Annotated in this window: 15 protein-coding genes; 4 read left to right on the forward strand and 11 right to left on the reverse strand. The window is 58.3% G+C overall.

Annotated elements, in window-relative coordinates:
- The first annotated feature begins 106 nt into the window (after positions 1 to 106).
- Positions 107 to 1,183, forward strand: coding sequence for a GlxA family transcriptional regulator (locus K0O24_RS15210; RefSeq protein WP_219893538.1), 1,077 nt, complete (start codon positions 107 to 109; stop codon positions 1,181 to 1,183).
- On the opposite strand, the gene K0O24_RS15215 is transcribed toward K0O24_RS15210, so the two are convergent.
- A complete protein-coding gene (locus K0O24_RS15215; protein ID WP_219893539.1) occupies positions 1,122 to 2,483 on the reverse strand; it encodes a peptide MFS transporter in 1,362 nt (453 codons plus the stop codon). The two genes, K0O24_RS15210 and K0O24_RS15215, sit on opposite strands and share 62 nt — an antisense overlap.
- Positions 2,484 to 2,721: 238 nt before the next feature.
- On the opposite strand from K0O24_RS15215, the gene K0O24_RS15220 reads away from it, so the two are divergent.
- The gene (locus tag K0O24_RS15220) at positions 2,722 to 3,966 is read left to right on the forward strand and encodes an MFS transporter (protein ID WP_219893540.1); all 1,245 of its coding nucleotides are present in this window, start codon (positions 2,722 to 2,724) and stop codon (positions 3,964 to 3,966) included.
- On the opposite strand, the gene K0O24_RS15225 is transcribed toward K0O24_RS15220, so the two are convergent.
- The 6 genes from K0O24_RS15225 to K0O24_RS15250 are packed head-to-tail and all read right to left on the reverse strand — an operon-like array spanning position 3,967 to position 11,265.
- On the reverse strand, positions 3,967 to 5,124 hold the full coding sequence (locus tag K0O24_RS15225; protein WP_246611046.1) for an MFS transporter: 1,158 nt from the start codon (positions 5,122 to 5,124) through the stop codon (positions 3,967 to 3,969).
- The gene (betC, locus tag K0O24_RS15230) at positions 5,121 to 6,635 is read right to left on the reverse strand and encodes a choline-sulfatase (protein ID WP_219893541.1); all 1,515 of its coding nucleotides are present in this window, start codon (positions 6,633 to 6,635) and stop codon (positions 5,121 to 5,123) included. The genes K0O24_RS15225 and betC overlap by 4 nt, the downstream gene beginning before the upstream one ends.
- A gap of 32 nt (positions 6,636 to 6,667) precedes the next feature.
- On the reverse strand, positions 6,668 to 7,447 hold the full coding sequence (locus K0O24_RS15235) for an enoyl-CoA hydratase-related protein (RefSeq protein WP_219893542.1): 780 nt from the start codon (positions 7,445 to 7,447) through the stop codon (positions 6,668 to 6,670).
- The gene (locus K0O24_RS15240; protein ID WP_219893543.1) at positions 7,444 to 9,510 is read right to left on the reverse strand and encodes an acetate--CoA ligase family protein; all 2,067 of its coding nucleotides are present in this window, start codon (positions 9,508 to 9,510) and stop codon (positions 7,444 to 7,446) included. Before K0O24_RS15240 ends, K0O24_RS15235 begins: the two co-directional genes overlap by 4 nt.
- A 23-nt stretch (positions 9,511 to 9,533) precedes the next feature.
- A complete protein-coding gene (locus K0O24_RS15245) occupies positions 9,534 to 10,682 on the reverse strand; it encodes an acyl-CoA dehydrogenase family protein (RefSeq protein WP_246611047.1) in 1,149 nt (382 codons plus the stop codon).
- Positions 10,683 to 10,686: 4 nt separating this feature from the next.
- On the reverse strand, positions 10,687 to 11,265 hold the full coding sequence (locus K0O24_RS15250) for a thioesterase family protein (RefSeq protein ID WP_219893544.1): 579 nt from the start codon (positions 11,263 to 11,265) through the stop codon (positions 10,687 to 10,689).
- A gap of 315 nt (positions 11,266 to 11,580) precedes the next feature.
- Between K0O24_RS15250 and K0O24_RS15255 the strand changes: the two genes are divergently transcribed.
- Entirely contained in the window at positions 11,581 to 14,058 is a 2,478-nt protein-coding gene (locus K0O24_RS15255) for a TonB-dependent receptor (RefSeq protein ID WP_219893545.1), read from the forward strand.
- A 116-nt stretch (positions 14,059 to 14,174) separates the two neighbouring features.
- Positions 14,175 to 16,142, forward strand: coding sequence for a tetratricopeptide repeat-containing sulfotransferase family protein (locus K0O24_RS15260; RefSeq protein WP_219893546.1), 1,968 nt, complete (start codon positions 14,175 to 14,177; stop codon positions 16,140 to 16,142).
- Here K0O24_RS15260 and K0O24_RS15265 read toward each other — a convergent pair.
- The 4 genes from K0O24_RS15265 to K0O24_RS15280 are packed head-to-tail and all read right to left on the reverse strand — an operon-like array spanning position 16,130 to position 20,982.
- Positions 16,130 to 17,143, reverse strand: coding sequence for an alpha/beta fold hydrolase (locus K0O24_RS15265; protein ID WP_219893547.1), 1,014 nt, complete (start codon positions 17,141 to 17,143; stop codon positions 16,130 to 16,132). The genes K0O24_RS15260 and K0O24_RS15265 overlap by 13 nt on opposite strands.
- A 26-nt stretch (positions 17,144 to 17,169) precedes the next feature.
- A complete protein-coding gene (locus tag K0O24_RS15270; RefSeq protein WP_219893548.1) occupies positions 17,170 to 18,576 on the reverse strand; it encodes a purine-cytosine permease family protein in 1,407 nt (468 codons plus the stop codon).
- Between the two features lie 29 nt (positions 18,577 to 18,605).
- The gene (locus K0O24_RS15275; protein ID WP_219893549.1) at positions 18,606 to 20,081 is read right to left on the reverse strand and encodes a carnitine 3-dehydrogenase; all 1,476 of its coding nucleotides are present in this window, start codon (positions 20,079 to 20,081) and stop codon (positions 18,606 to 18,608) included.
- A 10-nt stretch (positions 20,082 to 20,091) separates the two neighbouring features.
- The gene (locus K0O24_RS15280; RefSeq protein WP_219893550.1) at positions 20,092 to 20,982 is read right to left on the reverse strand and encodes a beta-keto acid cleavage family enzyme; all 891 of its coding nucleotides are present in this window, start codon (positions 20,980 to 20,982) and stop codon (positions 20,092 to 20,094) included.
- Between the last annotated feature and the right edge of the window lie 38 nt (positions 20,983 to 21,020).

Below are 21,020 nucleotides of genomic sequence, written 5' to 3' on the forward strand. Positions count from 1 at the left end.
GCCCATTTTGCTTCAATGCATGAAAGATGCGCCAAAGGCTGCATTCAATATATTCCAGAATCGCCATTTTCTGTTATAAGATCGACATGCGCTTTTGGCATGCCCGATGACGGAAACCTCAAGACAGGAAGCCCTGGAGCGGCGCGGGACGCTGCCACGGCATTTCGTGTTCCTGCTCGTCCCGGAGTTTTCGCTGATGCCATTCACCGCAGCCGTCGAGCCGCTTCGGGTCGCGAACAGGATGCACGGCGGCACGCCCTATAGCTGGAGCACCGCAAGTGCTGACGGTTTGCCGGTGCGCGCAAGCAACGGCACGTTGGTTCAGGTGGACTCCGCACTCGGCACCAGCAGCCAGGCCGATGCCGTGATTGTCTGCGGTGGCATTGCCGTTGCCGAAAAACTCGATCCGGCGGTGGCCTCCCGGCTCCGGCGCTACTCGCGGCGGGGCGTGCAGTTGGGAAGCGTCTGCACGGGCAGCGTCATCCTTGCGGATGCGGGCCTTCTTGATGGCTACCGCTGCACCGTTCACTGGGAAGAAATTGACAGCCTTGCCGAAAACTATGCCGCACTGACCGTCACGCGCAGCCTGTTCGAGATTGATCGGGATCGCTTCACCTGCTCCGGCGGAACAGCACCGCTTGACCTGATGCTCCACTTCATCTCCGCCGATTTCGGGCGTGAACTGGGAGCGCGCGTCGCGGACCAGATGCTGCATCATACGGCGCGGCAAGCCTCGGAACCCCAGCGCCTTGCGCTTTCAGAGCGGACTGGGGTGCGTCATCCCCGCCTTCTTGACGTCATCGCAGCAATGGAAAGCAATCTGGAAAGCCCGCTGCCACTCTCGGACCTGGCGCAGGCAGGGGGCATGTCATTACGCCAGATGGAACGCCTGTTCATGCAGAATCTGACTACACATCCAGCGCGCTATTACCGCAACCTGCGTCTCAATCGCGCCAGGCAAATGGTGCAACAAACGGGGATGTCGATGATCCAAATTGCGGTTGCGACCGGCTTCACGTCCGCTGCGCATTTTGCAAAGGCTTATGGTTCGCTGCACGGCCTGCCGCCCAGCCGCGACCGATCTTCGGCTTCGGCGAGCCGAAATACCGGGTTTGAGCCAGCTAGTCGGCGTCCGGCTCCAGGCCTCGAGCGAGACGCTCCCGGAACAAAAGGATCACAATAGCCCCGCCGACCGCAATCCCGGCGTCCATTGCCCAGAAGGCAGACGGGCTCATCTGGTCGAAATAGCTGCCGACCCACCCCGCCAGCGTGTGGCCGACAAATGGCGAGAGGAACGCAACGCCCATCATCGTGGCCGTCACAGACGCGGGCGCGCACCTGCTGACCAGCGCCAGCGTCGTTGGCCAGTAGTACATCCAGGCCAGCCCCATGATCAGCCAGGCCGCAATGGCCCAACCGGACCCGACACTGTCCGGAGCGGATGTCCCAAAGTTTCCGATCGAGAGGAGCATGGCAGAAAAGGCCACGATTGCCGTCCCGATGCCGATCTTCGTCACGCTGCCCGGCTCGCTCGCCCTTTTCGATTGCCAGGCCCAGAAGGATATCAACAGTGGCGCAGCGGCAATCGCCCCGATCGAATCCGCCGACGCAAACCAGCTTGACGGAACTTCGCCCCACATCGTCTGAAGGTTCACATATTGATCAACCCAGAGGATGCCGATGCTCCAGAACATCGGGTAGGCAATTTCTGCCGGTATCGTCAAAATGATGACTAGGAGAAGGACAAGGATGCGACGTCGTTCCGCTGGTGAGAGTGGCTGGGCCTTTTCACGCTTGCGGCCAACCGGACGGTCGTCCGGCAAATGGCGCTGGCCAAGAACATAGGCAGCCAGGGCCAGCAACATGAGGACAGCGGCGACGGCGAACCCGGCATGCCATCCGTAAAGTGCAGCAACCAGGCCAGTGACAAACGGGCCGGATGCCGCGCCAATGCAAATGCCTGTCGAAAAGATCGTGAAGCCGCGCGACCGCCGCGATTCATCATCGACTGGATAGAGTGAGCCGACCTGCGCGGAAATATTGCCCTTCAGAAAGCCTGAGCCGAGGATCAGCAGCACGAGCGCGATCAGGAAGCTCTGGTAGAATGACATGGCGAGATGGCCCGCACTCATCAAGAGAACGCCCACCATCACCGTGCGCTTTGCGCCCAGAATGCGGTCTGCCACCCAACCGCCCAGGATCGGTGTGAAATAGACGAGCCCCGCATACCAGCCATAAATGATCGAAGCGAAGGCGAGATCACTCATCGCACCCCGAAACTCGAACACGCTTCGCAATGTGGCAAGGCCAAGCACCTGAGCGGCATTCAAGGGAAGGAGCAATTCCTTGACCATGTAGAGTGCCAGCAAGGCCGACATGCCGTAAAAGGAGAAACGCTCCCACATTTCGGTGAAGGAGAGAAAATAGAGCCCTTTCGGATGGCCCGCAAACGTATCCATCTCAACCTGCTTTGCGGCATCCATAATCAATTCTCCTCCCCGGCATTTTGCTATGGCTGCCGCTTTTCAGCACCGTCGCTGATCAAAAGACCCGGTGTCAACTCGAATGCGCACAACACATGGTCAGCCGTTGCGCATTAGCACCAACCCTTGGACCGGGATGACGGCCTGATGCTCTATCAGTTGAAAGCAGCGTTTGATTGACTGCGGCAGGGTAAACCGAAAGAAGCGACATACGGGACATCGCAGAGGCGGGATGCGAATGAAGAATGCCGATACAAACGCGAGATATACGGGCGGAGCTCTTCTAGTCGGCCTCATGGGTCTGTCGTTATTTGTCAATTATATTGATCGCGGCAATCTGGCGACGGGAGCAACACAAATCAGGGCAGAGCTTGGGCTATCCGCCACAGCATATGGTGCGCTGCTCTCAGCCTTCTACTTTGCCTACGCCTTCTGCCAACTCCCCGCCGGTGCTCTCGCCGATCGCATTGGTGGCAAACTGGTACTCGGGATTGGCGCAGCTCTCTGGTCGATTTCGACAATCCTGACGGGAATCGTCCATGGCTTTATCGGACTGTTCATTCTTCGCATGATGCTTGGTGTAGGAGAAAGTGTCGCTTTTACAACGACATCGAAGATAATCGCCAGCAATGTTCCGCGCACAAAGATTGGCCTTGCGAATGGTATCATCGGGTTCGGCTATCTGGTTGGTCCCGCTGTCGGCACGTTGATCGGCGGCCTTGTAATGGCAAAGTGGGGCTGGCGGTCGACATTCCTGATTTTCGGCGCGATCTCTCTCCTCTGGCTTATTCCGTGGAGCCGAGTCCGGATCCGCGAGGCGCTGCCGGACGCGTCTGAAACGCACGAGCCCGTTGAACCCGTCACACTCTCGCAGATCTTGCGACAACGCGCTTTGTGGGGCGCATCGCTCGGCCATTTTGCTGGCAACTGGAACTGGTACTTCATTCTTGGCTATTTGCCGATGTATCTCGAAATGGGCCGCGGCTTTTCAAAGGAGCAAATGGCGACCGTGGTGTCCGGCGCCTATTTCGTGAATGCCATCGCAGCGCTCGTTGGCGGATGGGCGATCGACAAGGCGATCAAGTCAGGCTGGTCTCCTTCGCTGTCCTGCAAACTGCCATTGGCCGCAGCGCATATCGCCGGTCTGGGTTGCATGATGGCCATGCCCGTCATGCCCCTTGCCGCATGCATTGCACTGCTCTTTGTCTACGAAATCTTCCTGGGGCTTTCCTGCCCGGCTTATTTCATCATTCCGCAAATCATGGCTGGCCCCAATGCCGCTGCGCGCTGGGTCGGCGTCCAGAACATGGCCGGAAATCTGCCAGGCATAATCGGGCTGCTCTTTGCCGGAATTCTCATTGATGCCGAGAGCGGATCCTACTTCACGGCCTTCCTGTTTGCGAGCCTCGTCAATGTCCTCGGATTGATAGGCTGGATAGGCATTCTGCCCAAAGTTCAGGAAATTGATTGGCGCACAGCCTGATCAGGCCTTGTCCAATCTGCGTGCGACCGGAACGGCGATTGCGATGGCCATGATGCAAAATACCCCACCAAGCGGACCAATGGGCGTGTAACCGCCAAAGCTCTGCGCAACATACCCGGCAACAAGCGATCCGAAACTTTGTGACAAAAGCCAAGTGCCGGTTGTCATGACCGCAAGCCGGCCGCTGGAATCATGGGCATAGGCGAGCCCGAGCAGAAGCGGATACGTGAGGAACCAACTGATCATGTAGGCAATGAAGGCGCCCGCGAAGGCAAACTCGCTGCCGACAGTCGTCAACAGGACACAGGTCAGTCCGCACCCTCCCAGCGCCGCCACCAATGGCCATGTCCGGGGCAACCGCTTGATTACAGCGGCCAGAATGGCATTGCTCAGCGCACTTGCCAGGACGGCCATGCTCTGGAATTGGCCGAACCGTGTGGCGGGAATGCCGATCGCGTGGGCAGTGCGCTCGATGAATGGCCAAATGGCGAGCGACCCGAATGCAAACAACGCCATGGCAATCAGAACGCGCTGCCCCTCGGCCCCAACGCCAGCGCCTGATTTTGGGTCATCAGACCCTGCTACCGGATCAACACCGCCGGGAAGGAACATGGCGAGCAATCCAAGACTCATGCTGAGGCCAGCGAGTGCCAGAAACATGCCGGAAACTCCGAATGACTTGCCAATCATGGGCAGGCCGATGCTGACAACCGAATACAGGATGGTCTGAACCGTTATTCCAAGCGAGATCCATCGCGCAGGATGTTCAGTGCGACCCGCCGCCAGATTGACCGCGCTGTTCATGATTCCAAAGCCGAACCCTGTGCCGATTCTACCCGCGAAGAGCAGCGCAAAAGTTCCCGTATGAGCTGAGACGACCTGCGCAAGGCAGACGAGCGCCGTAGCCAACACTGCCAACATCCGTGCATCCATTGATCGCGACCGCGGTGCGACCAGGAACATGGCCGCAGCATAGCTTAGCGTTTCAGCCATGTTCCAGGCGCCCATTTGCGATGGCAAGAAGCCAAAGCGGTCAATCAATCCGCCGACAAGGTAAGTCGTGAAATTGTTGCCGATGTGGGCCGCGCCGGTCGCCGCGCCGATTCCGATCAGTGTAAAGGCAAAGGGCCTGGGCTTTTGCCCTGCCCCGGCGTTCAAGACCTCACCCGCGGAAATCGAGCCATTGCTTCAAGGTCTTCAAGGTCCATATGGGCCCTTACATATTCCTGTGCTGCGTCACGCCTTGGTTGGAAATCCCAAGGCGACAGCACACCGGTTGCGTTGGCAAGGGCAACAAGGCGCCGACGGCGCTGGCTGGCAAGCACATCAGCGGTTATCGCCTCAAAGTCCCATCTGTTCATCACTTCATTGCGCAACTCCGCGACAAGCCCTGCACAAGACGGTTCGCACGCAACATTGTTAAGTTCATCAGGATCATCCGAAAGGTTGAACAACTGATCCGGGTCAATGGGACAATGAACGAACTTCCATGGACCCCGGCGGATCATGACCACGGGAGCCAGGGCGCCTTCGCCCATGTATTCGCCTATGACCTCATCATGGCCTGTTCCACTTTCGAGATGCGGGACAAGGCTCCGACCGTCGAGCGGAACTGCTGGTTCAACGTCCACGCCGCCGAATTCGAGCAGCGTCGGCAGCAGGTCGACAAGTGAAACACTGGCGTCCACCCTGCGCGGTGCGTACCGCTTTGGCGCATGGACGATCAGGGGAATCCGCGCGGCCCCTTCGAAGAAATTCATCTTGTACCAAAGGCCGCGTTCACCCAGCATGTCGCCGTGGTCGCCACAGACAAGGACTATGGTGTCGTCCCGCAAGCCAGTTTCAGAGAGCGTTTGGAGTACGGACCCAAACTGGTCATCGACATAGCTTATTGAACCGAAATAGGCCCTTCGCGCTGCTCGAACCTGGTCTTGCGTGACTTCATCAAGATCCACTCCGCAAACGTGGCGCAACCGCCGGGAATGGGGATCGGTCCGGTCGATGGGAATCGAGACTTTCGGCATGGGAATCTCGATGCCGTCATACCGGTTCCAATATGTTTCCGGGCACGCATAGGGATCATGTGGATGCGTCAGTGAAAGTGTCAGGAAAAAGGGGCGCTCATCATTGTCGCGCGCAATGTCATAGAGTTTTCGTCGTGTCGCAAAGACCGCCTCTTCGTCGAAATCGAGCTGGTTGGTGCGAACTGTCGGACCGGCTGTCAGAACCGAATCCATGGAATGATACCAGCTTGGTCGATGCTCGAAATCGCTCCAGTCCGGCGTCCAGCCAAAGTCTGCGGGATAGATGTCGGTCGTAAGACGTTCTTCGAATCCGTGCAGCTGATCCGGACCAACGAAATGCATTTTCCCGGCCAGAATCGTGCGGTAGCCTGAGTAGCGCAGGTAATGGGCCATGCACGGCGTCGCTGCGGGAAGCTCGCAGGCATTGTCATAGGCCCCGATGCGGGACGGCAGTTGTCCGGCCTGCATGGTAAACCGCGCCGGCCCGCACAGCGGACTGTTGGAATAGGCCGACGTAAACAGCACCCCCTCTTCCGCCAGACGTGCGAGATTGGGGACCAGAACCGGTGAGTCCGCATAAAAGGGCAGAAAGGGCGCAGCCATTTGGTCCGCCATCAGGATCAGTATATTTGGTTTGCGCGCCATGTCTTGAATTCTCCGCCTGTCCCTGTTGAAAACTATCGACCCATCCATCTTGGCGGGCGCCCCTCGGCAAAAGCGCGCGGCCCCTCCAATGCATCTTCGGACTCAAGCATAGCTCTGTACGAGCGCAACGAACCGCTCCGCATCAACTCATACCCTTGCCGAACAGTCATTCCTTCAGTGGCCCGAAGGACCTGGCGGGCAGCGACAATGGCGAGCGGCGCTCCCGCAGCAATGTTGCGCGCCAGCTCAAGTGCAGAATCGAGGAGACTTTCCGGATCCACCACGCGGCTTGCCAAGCCGAATGTGGACGCTTCATCAGCATCAAGCTTCCGGCCGGTCAGAATCATTTCCCGCGCCAAGGGCGCCGGTATGACTTTTGGCAGGCGCAGTAATCCGCCGGAATCGGGCAAGATTCCGAGCTGAACTTCAGGTAGCCAAAAGCGGGCGGACGTGCTGGCCACGATAAAATCCGCGGCAAGAGCGAGTTCGAAGCCGCCGCCCACAGCGAGCCCGTTCACTGCAGCAATGACAGGCTTCGTCAGATCAAAATATTCGGTAAGCCCGGCAAATCCGCCGGGACCGTGATCGGCATCGACTGCCTCGCCCTCATTGGCAGCGCCAAGGTCCCATCCCGCGGAAAAAAAGCGGCCCGCACCTGTTACAATGCCGACACGTAAAGCCGGATCCTCATCAAGAGTTCTGAACGCGGCAAAGAGCTCATGACTGGTCGCCACATTGATGGCATTCGCCTTGGGCCGATCCAGCGTGATGACAAGAATATTGTCGTGACGTTCTAGCCTGACAGCACTCATGCGAACTTTTCCCTCATCCTGATCAGCGCATCAACAGCCACAGCTCCCGTCCGCAGCGCGAGCAAGGGGTTGATGTCCATTTCTTCGAGATGGGTAGAGTGTGTCTCCGCAAAGTGCACGATGGCCTCAATCGCGTCCACGAGCGCAGCCATGTCGCATCCCGGCCGTCCACGAAAGCCAGACAGCATCTGATGCACAGGCAAACGCGACAGCGCTGCTTCGATGTCGCCTCGACCAGCCGGAAGCAGCAGGTGTTCTACACTCCGCAGCAATTCCACAAAAACCCCGCCTGCTCCGATCGTCATGAACAGACCGAACTGGGGGTCACGCCCGATCCCGACGAGAAGCTCGGCAACCACGTCATTGACCATGTCCTCTACAAGAAACCGATCGGTCAAATGGGTCATTCGCTCTGCAGCAAGCACGAGCTCCTCACGACTGGAGATATTCAGCGCAACACCACCAACCTCCGTCTTGTGGGCGAGATCGTTCCCGACTGCCTTGAGCACCACCGGAAACTGAACCGGAAGCGGATTGCACGCGTCACGGCTCAAGGATTTCAGTTCCTCCATCGAAACCAGTTTGCTCGAAGGGATCGGCACGCCGGCCGCACGCAGGGCCGCCTTGCTCCGAGCTTCGTCCCATAAAGAGGCAACTCCTGGAGAGGCCGGATTTTCGTCAGGCAAAGTCGGCGGACAGGGGCGTGACCAGGCCATCCCGATGCGGGCCGCCGCAGCAACTGACGCCATAGCCTCAGCCAAGCCATTCGCCGGGACGATGCCATTCTCAAGAAGCATTGTCGCAACGCTTTCCGGCATTCCTTCTGCGATGGAGCTCGCAACAATTCGGACCGATCCTGGTGGCGCAGCTATTGCCTGATGTGCGGCAACAAACGCCTTCAAGGTCACGTCCCATTCAGCGGATTCGCATCGATCGGCGCGCGGATAGTCGAGGATCAATATCGATACTTCAAAACCGGCTTTCAGCAAGGCTGAAAAGCAACGCGTCTGCGCCGCAGCGTCCCCCCAGATGTAAGTATGGTAATCAAGAGGATTGGCCACAGCGACGCGCGGCCCCAGCACCTGTTCCAGCTCGGACTGGACAGAAGCAGCGAAATCAGGGGTTTCCAACTGGAGCCGCTCCGCAAAGTCAGCGACAAGGGACGCTTCGCCGCCCGAGCAACTCGCGCTCGTGATGCGTTTGCCCGACAGGGGGCCTGCAACGTGCAACAGCTTGAGTGCTTCAAGGAAGCTCGACGGATCGTAAGCGCGCGCTACGCCGTATCGGTCAAAAAGCACATCACACAAGGAATCGGCCCCCGCCAGCGAACTGGTATGCGAAAGGGTCAAAGCGGCCCCCTTGATCGATGACCCCGTCTTGAGCACGACGAGCGGCACGCCCGCTGCCCGGGCATTGACGCACGCCTGTGAAAAGCGAGCAACCGAACCAAGCCCTTCGAGGTGCAAACCAATTGCGCTGACGCGTCTGTCGGCAATCAGGGCTTCGATCAGCTCTGCCGGAGTCACGTCCGCGCAATTGCCGATGCTGATCACATAGCCAATGGGAAGGCCGCGCGCCTGCATGGTCAGATTGAGCGCAAGATTGCCGCTCTGGCTTATGATCGCGACACCCCGCCCCTCTTTGATCGGCTGGCATCCATGCTGATCCGGCCAGAGCGCAACGCGATCAAAGGCGTTCAGCATGCCGTAGCAATTGGGCCCGATAAGAGGCATCCCTGCAGCAGCTTCGACCAACCTATTCTGGCGGTCGCGACCGGCCGGGCCGACTTCGGCAAACTCGGAAGCATAGCAAATAGCCCCGCCTGCCCCGCTGGCCGCCAATTCACCAGCAAGCGTTATGCTGGGTTCCGCCGGTGCGGCCAGGAACACTGCATCAGGTGGAGACGGCAATCCCGATATATCGGAAAAACACCGCTCCCCTGCCATTTCCTCACGCTTCGGATTGACCGGCCACAATGCGCCGGAATATCCGAAGTCTCGACATTGGCGAAGCGCCTCTTCCGCCGCCTTGCCGCCAACGAAGGCAATGGAGCGTGGTTGCAAGAGTCGGCTGAGGGACCTCCCGCTCATTTTTCCAGCGGACGCAGAATGGCTCGCGAAATGATATGGCGCTGGATCTCGCTGGTGCCATCCCAGATACGCTCGACGCGCGCATCTCGCCAGAAGCGCGCAATGGGCAACTCGTCCATCAAACCCATGCCGCCGAATATCTGGATCGCATGGTCCGTGACGCGCGCAAGGGCTTCAGACGCGAACAGCTTGGCCATTGCCGCGTCGGTATCCGTCATCGAACCGCGATCGTCTTTCCAGGCTGCCCGAAAAGTCAACAGTTCGGCGGCGTCAAGCTCCGTGGCCATGTCAGCCAGCTTGAATCCCGTTCCCTGAAACTTGCCGATAGATTGGCCAAACTGCTTTCGTGTTGCGGCCCATTCCGCAGCCATTTCGAGCACACGCTGGCCACGCCCGACAGATGTGGTTGCGACCTGCAGTCGGGTCGATCCCAGCCACTGCCCCATCAGGTCGAAGCCCCTGTCCAACTCTCCAAGCAGGCTCGATGCCGGGACCCGACAGTCTTCGAAGATCAGTTCACATTGATGATAGCCACGGTGCGACACGCAGTTCGGGCCACGGCGCCGTGTCAATCCCGGCGTATCGAAATCAACCAGGAAGCAGCTGATCGTCTTCTTGCCGGCAACTTCGCCCGTCGCCGCGCACAGAATCACGAAATCTGCAACATCGGCATGGCTGATGAAATGTTTCGTTCCGTTGATGACGAAATCGCCACCATCTGCTCGGGCGAAGGTTCGCATCGAACGGACGTCGGAGCCAGCGTCCGGCTCCGTCATGGCCAGACAGTCGTGTCGCTCACCCCGAATGGTCGGGAGCAGATAGTCGTCAATCTGCCGCCCCGCACAGCCCCGGAGGATGTTGCTCGGTCGTGCCACCAGCATCTGGAGGCCGTAACTTGCCCGCCCGAGTTCACGCTCCATCAACGTCGTATCGAATGTCCCGAGACCGCCTCCACCGAGCTCGGACGGCATGTTGACGGCATACAGCCCCAATGCCTTGGCCTTGCGCCGAATATCGTCCGCAAGTTCGGCCGGCACATCGTCCGTCTGCTCGACAAGATTTTCATGGGGATAGAGCTCGGTCTCGACGAAGCGCCGGACAGTCTCGACCAGCATCTCCTGTTCGGACGAGAGGGCAAAGTCCATCGGTCTAGCCGCGCCTTATGCCAATGCTGCGGCCTGCCTGAGCCGGCTTGGCAAGGCCCGAATGCGCAGCAAGGATCGCCGAAACACGCTCCTGCAAATCTGCCGGCATAGGCGCCGAACGCCCGGCGTTCATGTCGACATGGACAAGCATTTGCTCTGCCGTCGCCAGCAAATCCCCGGTCTGGGCATTGTGCATTGTGTGAAAGATATGCAGCCGCTTTTCATCTGCATCAAGCAGTTGCAGGGACAGGTTAAGCCGATCATTCAGATGAGCTTCGGCAAGGTTGAAGATCATTGTCTGGACCGTGAACAGCGAATGGCCCGCTGCGCGATAGGCTTCGTCAATGCCAATCAACCGGAAAAACGCGTCTGACTGGTCACCAAAGACCAGGAGATAGCAAGACTCACTCATGTGGCCGTTATAATCGACCCACTCGGCTGTAACGGTCGGGCTGATCAGTCGCAAAGGCGCTTCGATTGGATCACCTGCGCGCCACGGCGCTGCAGGTACGCCCTCCAGCGGCGTACGCAGGCCGTGCGACTGCTCACCAGCTACTGTTCGTTCAACCCTTTCGCAAACCAAGCCATCTTCCCCGCTGGACAGCCGAAATTCGCAGACTGGATTGCAACGGGTATGACTCAACTTGCAAGGCACACTGTGCCCGCCCGTTCAACTTATACTGTTCATTACTGGGCATTATATGGCGGTTTTCCGATTGACTCCTCATCCTCAGCGGCCATGCATTCGCCTCAGGTCAGGGAGACACCAGAAGCGTGAGCAAATCTCAAGCAGCACGACACCTTTGTCGATTGTGGATGCTGGACCCTGCCTGCCGATATCATTCCATGAATTTCTGACCAAAACGCACCGGGCCGAAGCAAGGCCAAAGGGGGGAAAATGAAGCGTCAATTGTTACTTTCTACCGCAATGCCTGGCCTTTTGCTGAGCCTGTCGGGCACTGCAGCTATGGCACAGTCCGCACAGCCTGCAGCTGATGCAGCCGATGATTATGGGGTTGCGGACATTGTTGTCACCGCATCGCGTCGCTCGGAAAAGCTGCAGGACGTACCAATTGCCGTTCAGGCCCTCGGGGGCGACCAATTGCAACAGCGGGGCATCACCAATTTCAGCGAGCTGCTGAAGGAATTGCCACAGGTTCACTCTGGCGGACGTGGTCCAGGTCAGAATACCGTTTCAATCCGTGGCCTCAATCTGTCCCAGATCGGTTTGCAAGGCTCCGGAACTGCCGGCGTTACGCCGACGGTCGCGATCTATCTTGATGACGCCACAGTTGCTGTGCAGGGCCGAAATCTCGATGTGTATGTGACTGACCTCGCACGCGTTGAAGTCCTAGAAGGACCGCAAGGCACCTTGTTCGGTGCGAGCGCGGAAGGCGGCGCGATCCGCTACATCACCAATAAGCCGGATCTGAGCAAATTTCAGGCGGGTGTTTCACTCAATGGCGCGACGACCCGGAAGGGTGCTCCAAGCTTCGCTGCCAATGGCTATGTCAACATCCCGATCATAGAGGACAAGCTTGCCTTCCGCGCGACCGTGTTCGTTGATCGGCAGGGGGGATATATCGACAATGTTCCCTCCACCTATCAGCAGCCGCTGACCGCGTTCAATGCGGACGGATCGGTCGCCTACAATCTGCCCGTCACAGCTACGCGCCCGACGATCAATAACGCCGCATTTGCGAAAAAGGATTTCAACTCTGCGACCTATGCTGGTGGGCGAGCATCCTTGAAATGGCAATTTGCGCCTGATTGGAGCGTGAACGTCCAGCACATGTATCAGACCCTGGAGGTCGACGGTGTGTTCCAGTATGATCCCACGCTGGGCGATCTGAAGGTCAATCGTTTCTCACCTGACAGAAACGAGGACACGTTCAACCAGACGCAATGGTCAATCGAAGGCAAGCTGGCGGGGCTGGATCTGGTCTACACAGGCTCCTATCTCAATCGCAAAGTCAACCAGAAGCTTGACTACACGCGCTACGCGGAAGTTGGTCCGTTCGTTCCCTACTATATTTGCAGCTATCCGGGATACGCCTCATGCGCTTCGCCGCGGATGACCTATCTGGACAATTCAAAGAACACACGCACGAGCCACGAATTCCGCATCAGCACGCCATCGGAAAAGCGCTTCCGTGTGCAAGCCGGTGCCTATTATGACAAAGCCAAGCTTATCGTAGACAATGTCTTTTACTATGAAGGCGCAGCTACGCAGGGTTACAAAGGGCAACGTCCCGGCGGGACCGACAAGATCCGGGACTATATCCGGCCCGATGGCGGCGTATATTTCAACGATGCGCTGCGAGGTGAGAGTCAGTTTGCTCTGTTCGGCGAAGCCAGCTTCGACATAACCGATCAGCTCACCCTGACGGCAGGCATTCGCTATTATAATCAGAAAACCTATCTCAAGGGGTCGGTGAACTGCGGCAGTGCTTTCCTAACTAAGAATGTGGTGCTGCCCAACGGCCATACATGCGGTAGCGGCAACTTTGCCGTTTCGCTGGCTGGTCTGAGCCCGACAAGAGAAAAGGGCACAACCCCGAAAGTCACTTTGAGCTACAAGCCAAATGAAGACCTGTTGTTCTACGCCACCTATTCGGAAGGATTCAGACCTGGTGGGTTCAACCGCCGCGGTGGACCGAGCAAGGATCCAACATTCTTTATTCCCTTCACCTATACATCAGACAGCGTGAAGAACTACGAACTGGGCTGGAAGACCGAATTTGCCGACCGCAAGGTGCGGTGGAACGGCGCAATCTTCTATATGGACTGGACCAATATTCCGGTCAGCATTTATGCCCCGAAAGTCAGCAATTCGACCTTTGTCCTCAATGGGCCGGATGCGAAGGTGAAGGGCCTGACGACGGACCTGGCGTGGCGCGCAACGTCGGAGTTCACGATCACGGGCAATCTCGCCTATCTCGACACCGAACTCAGCAGTTATGGATCGACACCGGCAGGCTTTCAGCCTGCACCCGGCGATGGGCCGAGGGCTTTGACCTTCAAGCCACTTGGAAGTCCGCTTGCCTTGGTTCCCAAGTTCCAGGGCGGGCTGCGTTTCCGTTACGAACATGAGAACTCTTCTGGCACCACCATGTTCGGCCAGTTGGGAGCTCAGTTTGTCGGGAAATCAAGGACTTCAACGATCAAGGTCGTTGACTTCCCCTTGCCAAGCTACGCCCAGTTCGATGCTTCCGTCGGTGTCAAGCGCGACTCATGGAATATGGAACTCTATGCCGCCAATTTGACTGACAAGCGGCCGGACACCTATATTTCAGTGGACGACAATCGGAGACTCAATTCGACCCTCCGCCCGCGCACCATCGGGCTGCGGTTCACATGGAACTATGGAGAATAGGCGCAACTCAGCCTAGTTAAGTAACTTCAAGGCCCGGTGGACCCGCGTGCTTCCAAGCGCTAACGGTCCCCCGGGCCTTCTTCGTTCGGGCCTAATTGGTGGAGCAAAATTGCGCAGTGTCGGACACGCTTCTTGAACAAGCCAAGCGCGCACTGGCTGGCGGCGACGCTGAGCAAGCCTGGGTACTGACGCAGCAGGCCGTTGAACAGGCTCCTGACAATATCGAGACCTTGTACTTGTCAGCCGTCCTTTGCCGCCTTCGCGGCGATCTGCGCCAGGCACATGTGCAGCTGGATGCTCTGCTTGCGATCAGGCCTGGTTTTGGTCGTGCGCATCAGGAACGTGGTCATTGCTTCCGAACAGAAGGAAAGCGGGAGCCGGCTGTTGCAGCCTATGAAAAGGCCGTCTCCTGCAATCCACTTTTGACAGCATCTTGGCAATTGCTCGAAGCGCATTATCGGCAAGCTGATCCTGCAAAGGCAAGAGAGGCCAAGGACAAGATCGCCGAAGTGGAAGCCATGCCGCTTGAACTGCGAGCCGCCCTTGCCGCTTACTATGATGAGGACTTCGCACTTGCCGAAGAACGTGTCCGTTCCTTTCTGATGCAGGTACCCGATCATCCCGCCGCCATGCGCCTCCTCGCAGAACTCGGAACGCGCATGGGCGAATACGAAGATGCGCAGTTCATTCTGGAAAAGTGCAAGGAATTGAATCCCGGCTATTTGCAGGCGCGTTTCGACTTGGCCGACGTTCTCGGGAAGCGCTTCCACTACGAACATGCCCTGCGCGAGGCCGAGGAACTCGTCTCGGTAGAGAGCCAAAACCCCAATTTTCTCATGCTTCGGGCTAACCTTCTGCTGCAGACCGGCGAGACCGATCTGGCACTTCAGGAATACCAGACGCTTCACGATCGGGAAGGTGACAATATACGGGTAAGCCTGACGCTGGGGCACGCGCTCAAGGCACTGGGCCGGATCGAAGAGGCCATTTCGGCCTATCGCCAAACCTATGGCCTGAAGCCGGACTTCGGCGATGCATATTGGAGCCTTGCCAATCTCAAGACTTATCGCTTCACCGATGGCGAACTTGGATCAATGATCTCGGAAGAGGCCAATCCGGCGATCGACCGGGATGATCGCATCCATCTTTGCTTCGCGCTGGGCAAGGCGCTTGAGGACCGTGGAGACTTTGCTCGCTCTTTCGAATATTATGCGCGTGGCAACGCGCTTCGGCAGGAGGTCGTGGGCTATCGCGCTGCGGCTGTCACGCGCGAGATCGACGAACAGATTGCGCATTGCACGTCCGGGCTTTTCGCTGCCAAATCTGGATCAGGGTGCGTTTCGGAAGACCCGATCTTCATTGTCGGATTGCCGCGTGCGGGATCGACGCTCCTCGAACAGATACTCGCCTCGCACAGCATGGTCGAAGGGACGACCGAGCTGCCAGACATCATGGCAATCGCGTCGCGCCTGAACGGGCGGCAAGAACAAAGCGAAGCAGATCGCTATCCTGGCAATCTGGCAGAGCTCTCGGTTGAAGAGCTTGGCGCACTTGGTTCCGGTTACATCAAGTCGACACAGGTCCATCGTCGGGAAGGCAAGCCGCGCTTCATTGACAAGATGCCCAACAATTTCCGCCACATCGGCCTGATCCATCTGATCCTGCCAAACGCGCGGATCATCGATGCCCGGCGCGATCCGATGGATTGCGGCTTTTCCGTATTCAAGCAGCTCTTTGCGCAGGGACAGGATTTTTCTTACGATCTCGATCATATCGGCCGATATTATCGCGATTATGTGCGGCTGATGGATCATTGGGACACCGTGTTGCCGGGCCGCGTCCTGCGCGTGCAGCATGAAGACGTCCTTGATGACCTCGAAGGGCAGGTCCGCCGCATCCTCGACTATTGCGGACTTCCCTTCGAACAGTCCTGTGTCGAGTTTCACCGGACCGAACGGGCAGTGCGCACGCCAAGTTCCGAACAGGTCCGCCGCCCGATCAACCGCGACGGTGCCGGCGTGTGGAAGAATTTCGAGCCTTGGCTTGATCCACTGAAGACTGCGCTAGCGGGTCAGTTGGCCTGACCGGTTCGAGACCAGGCGCAAATCCCAAGCGTCTGACGCTTCAGGTCCACTGGCCCATTCGCCAGCTTTGCGCGGCCATGATCGCAGACGAGGGTCTTGTCGCCAAAGCCGGCCACATCAACCAGCAGCTGATCCCAATGGCGATACTGCACGTCATGCCCTTCGCCCGGGTATCGGCGGAACGTGACCTTGCCTTTGACCTTGCTTGCCCAATATTCGCCCTGTGAAGGCGGCACAGCCTTGTCCGCTTCGCCATAATAGAAATAGGCGGGGGCGGTGAAACCCGACACATCGGCAGCCGGATCGCAAAAACGCTTATATTCACGGGCCACGCCACGGGCATCGCCCTTCTGGCCAGCAATGAAGAAGGCATGGGCGCCTTCATCGGCCGTTCGGTCTGCAAACCCCCTCACCTTCCCGACGACACCGTCCTTTGGCATGTCCCACCAGATGCGCGGCGCGTCGACCTGAGGCGCAAGCTGCGCGCGCAAGCCGTCAAGGTCGAGCGCGCATGTCGGAGCTCCGGCTGGCATGGAGGCTATGGCGGCCAACATGTGCAGAGAGACAATCCGTTCCGGCATGGCAGCAGCGACATGTCCGGCATAGGCGCCGCCACCTGAAATCGCGACAAGGGAAAATCGATTGATGGCGAGATGCCCGAGAACCCGCCGCACATCGCCTACATAATCGTCAAACGTCCAGTCGGCGTCATAGGCAGTATCGCCCAGACCGTTGCGTTCAACCGCGACGATACGGAGCTTCAGCCGCCGACGCATCGTATCGAGGAATGCAACCAATTCGGGAGCACGTGCGCTCGTCCCCACGCCGCCAATAAACAGCATTGTCGCCCAGCCGGATTCACCCGTATCCGTGAAATGGATTGTGCGCCCCTTGTCGCCCGCGATCTGCTGAACCGGTGTTCCAATCGCGTCGAACTGATCCGGAAAGGCGATCGGTGCGCTTGCCGCTTCCAAAGGGGCGACCGGAGCAAACGCCATCATGGCCGCAATCCCAATTCCAGCGCATTTCATCTTACCGGCTCCGTTTCGAGGTTGCGATCCAGCGTATCAATTTGTTGCATTTCAGCCGGCAGGTCGAGGTTGCGGCAAAACAAGAGATAGGCAAGTGCCGAAACAGGAAGTCCGACAAGCATCGACACATCAGCACCGCCGAGCGCCTGCGCGATGGGCCCCACATACAGCCCGGTCTTGAAGAACGGCACCATCGCAACGAAGCCCAGCGCATATGCGGACAATCCGCGCCAGTTCCAGCGGCCATAGAGGCCGTCGGCCATGAACATCGCCCGAATGGAATAGCGGCCCTTCCTCACGAAAAAGAAGTCCACAAGATTGATCGCCGTCCAGGGTGTGAAAAGGTAGGTCAATATTCCGAGAAAGGCTTCGAACCCGTGTAGCACATTGCCACTTGCCGCCAGAGAGAGCGACAAGGTCACGATGAACACAGCGGCCAAGGCGGAGACGCGCGACTTGATCCCCAGGGTCACAGTGCTGAGGCTATCGATGACACTCAGCAACGTCAGCGAAGCGCCATAGAAATTGAGCGAGGTAATCGTGATCAGCCCGAGGAAGCTTGTGACGAGCACAAAAAGGCCAAACCCTGGCAGCATTGCGTCCCCGCTCGCGCGCAACGCAGCGACAATATCCGTCGTACCGAAGGCTGCGGCGGCAAATGCTCCGATCAGCATCATCCAGGCGCCGCCAACAAATGCGCCCCAAAATGTCCAGAAGAATGAATCCCGAATGCCGACGTCACGCGGCAGGTAACGCGAATAATCCGACACATAGATCGACCAGCTCAACTGGTAAGCAGCAGCTGCAAAGAACTGCACCAGAAACAGCGTGGGCTTCAGAGGCCCGGGTTGCAACAGCACTCCAAAATCAACGATCGTGAATGAACCGGCGGTATAGAGTGCCAGCACCACAAGCATGGCAAACGCCAAGAAACGTTGCGCCTTGTGGATCAGGTCATAGCCAATGACCGCGACAAGCAAGGCAACAATCGCAAATATCACGATCGTCGGGCGCTCGGGGAAGCCTCCCAATTCCCTGAGCGTGCTCGCTGCGAGCGATTGGTTCAGGGCGTTGAAGCCAATAAAGGTGATCAAGGCCACAACCCACACAAGCAATGCGCCGACGTAGCCGAATTGAGGACGGGACTGGATCATCTGCGGCAGGCCGAGGTGCGGCCCTTGGGTACAATGGAACGCCATGAGGACAGTGCCGAGCACGCATCCTCCCAGAATCGCTATCCCCGACCAGAACAGGTCGAGGCCACCGACCACACTGATCGCGCCCGTCGCAAGTGTCGCCAAATGGGCGTCGCCGGTGAACCAAATGGGCCAGAGGTGCCAGACCTTGCCATGCCGTTCGGCTAGCGGAACATAGTCGATCGACCGGGACTCAACCAATGCCATGCAAATTCCCTCCCCCGCGCCCGACGTACCTAGCCGGGCATTTTTATGTGTCGTCCCTGCCCTTCGGGCAATCCAAGATGCGCCTGCAAGGCCATCAGACCCATGGCAGCGACCTGGATTTTCTGCGGCGCAGGCACCGACCGTTCCGATTTGGCATCCACATGCAGGAGCATGTGTTCCGCAGTCGCGATCAGAGTATCCTGTTTCAGGCTGAACATTTCATGGAACAGATGCAAGCGCTTGCTGTCCGCGCCAAGGACGCGCGACCGCACTTCGATGGGTTCACCAAGCCGGGCTTGCCCGAGATGCCGGATATGCGTCTCCACAGTGTAGAAACTGTGCCCGCGCGCCACATAGTCGAGTCCGGCGCCAATGCGGCCGAGCACAACATCGGTCGCATCGCCAAACAGCTTCAGATAGGCGGATTCCGTCAGATGCTCGTTGTAGTCGATCCATTCCGGCTGGACTGGCGTCGCAATGGTCCGCATCCTGCCTTCCGAGTCAGGCTTGCCGTCAGCCACTGGCTGACCACTAAGCCGCGCACGATGGGCTTTTGCAATCGCCCCGGAAGCAAAATCATTCCGTTCGAGCGCATGCGTGAGATCGACCAAGCAATTGTCGCGCAACCGTTCATAAGTGCGCAAGTCAACATCGCCTGCCTGCTCGTCTGACTGCCGGGCAATTGTTTCGACCAGCTCATCGGTCAATTTCGGGCCGACAAGCTTGGTCCATGGCCATTCCATCGACGGGCCAAACTGATGCAGAAAATGCCGCATTCCGGCCTCGCCGCCAGCAAGCCGGTACGTCAGAAACGTGCCCATGAATGACCAGCGCATGCCGGCTCCAAAGCGGATCGCATCGTCGATTTCCGAGGCTGTGGCGATTCCATCATCGATCAGCCAGAGCGCCTCCCGCCAGACAGCCTCCAGCAACCGGTCGGCAATGAAGCCGTCGATTTCCTTTCGGACATGAAGCACCTTCATGCCGATCCGTTCGTAAATGGCACTCGCAATATCGATCGTCGCCTGGCTGGTCTGTTCGCCGCCGCAGACCTCGACCAAGGGCAGTAAATAGACAGGATTGAACGGGTGGCCGACGACGAGCCTGTCAGGTCGCCGCATCTTTGCCTGAAGCCGGGTTGGCAACAAGCCGGATGTAGACGATCCGATCACGGCATGATCGGGCATCGCTGCATCCATCTCTGCAAGCAGAGTCTGCTTCAGATCTTCCCGTTCCGGCAGGCTTTCCTGGATGAAATCGGCGTCGCGCACCGCTTCGGCCACGCTCGCCGCAATCGTGACGGACCCTTCCGTCGGAAGAGCCTGTCCAAAAAGCCGCGTGTTTGCGACGCGCGCATTTTCGAGAACCTCGCGAGCCTTTCGCTCGATCTCCGGGTCGGGGTCATAGATCGATACGTCAATGCCATTGAGCGCAAAGCGAGCCGCCCATCCGGCCCCAATCACGCCACCACCGACGATGCCAACCTTTCGAACTTCGCGCATCATGTTGTCTTTCCTATCGCTTGGTCAGTTTAAGCTTGGCGCGAACCTCCTCGGGGCCAAGGATGCGTGCGCCCATGCCCGTGAGAGTCTGCACCGCGCGCTCGACCAACTGTCCGTTTGACGCGAACTGGCCACGCCCCAAGTACAGATTGTCTTCCAGACCCACGCGCACATTGCCGCCAGCAAGCGCGGCCATGGCAACAAAGGGCAATTGGTTGCGTCCAATGGAAAAGCCGCTGAAAACAGTGCCTTGTGGCAATTGATGCACCATTGACATGAACGTCAGCGGATCATCCGGCGCGCCGTAGGGAATGCCCATGCACAATTGGACCATCAACGGATCGTCGATCAGCCCGTCACGAACGAGTTCCTTCACGAAGACAAGATGGCCGGTGTCGAAAACTTCAAGTTCGGGCCGAACGCCAAGCCGCTGCACCTCGGCGGCCATTGTGCGCAACATGCCCGGCGTGTTGGTCATCACATAATCGGATTCTGCAAAGTTCATCGTTCCGCAGTCGAGCGTGCAGATCTCCGGGAGCAGTTCCTGCACATGGAGAAGCCGCTCCATCGGACCGACCATGTCAGTGCCGGACGGATCAAGCGGCAGCGGTGCCTCTCCTTGTCCAAAGACAATGTCCCCGCCCATTCCGGCCGTCAGGTTGATCACCACATCGGTATCGCTCGCGCGAACGCGCTCCACGACCTCACGATACAAGGCGACGTCGCGCGCGCCTTTGCCGGTCGCTGGATCACGCACATGAATGTGGGCGATTGCGGCCCCTGCCCTTGCCGCCTCAATCGCTGCATTTGCGATCTGTTCCGGAGTAACCGGCAGATCAGGGTGCTTGTCAGCCGTAGCGCCGGAGCCGGTCACAGCGCAGGTAATGAAGACCTCAAAATTCATGGCACATCCTCCAAATACGGACAGACTAATCCGCCAAA

The sequence above is a fragment of the Aquisediminimonas profunda genome (genome assembly GCF_019443285.1).
GTDB classification, from domain to species: domain Bacteria; phylum Pseudomonadota; class Alphaproteobacteria; order Sphingomonadales; family Sphingomonadaceae; genus Aquisediminimonas; species Aquisediminimonas profunda.

Coding starts and splice junctions, on each gene's coding strand:
- K0O24_RS15280 (WP_219893550.1), bottom strand. CDS start 20,982: ATGAATTTTGAGGTCTTCATTACCTGCGCTGTGACCGGCTCCGGCGCT.
- K0O24_RS15245 (WP_246611047.1), bottom strand. CDS start 10,682: ATGGACTTTGCCCTCTCGTCCGAACAGGAGATGCTGGTCGAGACTGTC.
- K0O24_RS15215 (WP_219893539.1), bottom strand. CDS start 2,483: ATGGATGCCGCAAAGCAGGTTGAGATGGATACGTTTGCGGGCCATCCG.
- K0O24_RS15235 (WP_219893542.1), bottom strand. CDS start 7,447: ATGAGTGCTGTCAGGCTAGAACGTCACGACAATATTCTTGTCATCACG.
- K0O24_RS15265 (WP_219893547.1), bottom strand. CDS start 17,143: ATGATGGCGTTTGCTCCGGTCGCCCCTTTGGAAGCGGCAAGCGCACCG.
- K0O24_RS15275 (WP_219893549.1), bottom strand. CDS start 20,081: ATGATGCGCGAAGTTCGAAAGGTTGGCATCGTCGGTGGTGGCGTGATT.
- K0O24_RS15270 (WP_219893548.1), bottom strand. CDS start 18,576: ATGGCATTGGTTGAGTCCCGGTCGATCGACTATGTTCCGCTAGCCGAA.
- K0O24_RS15210 (WP_219893538.1), top strand. CDS start 107: ATGACGGAAACCTCAAGACAGGAAGCCCTGGAGCGGCGCGGGACGCTG.
- K0O24_RS15220 (WP_219893540.1), top strand. CDS start 2,722: ATGAAGAATGCCGATACAAACGCGAGATATACGGGCGGAGCTCTTCTA.
- betC (WP_219893541.1), bottom strand. CDS start 6,635: ATGGCGCGCAAACCAAATATACTGATCCTGATGGCGGACCAAATGGCT.
- K0O24_RS15255 (WP_219893545.1), top strand. CDS start 11,581: ATGAAGCGTCAATTGTTACTTTCTACCGCAATGCCTGGCCTTTTGCTG.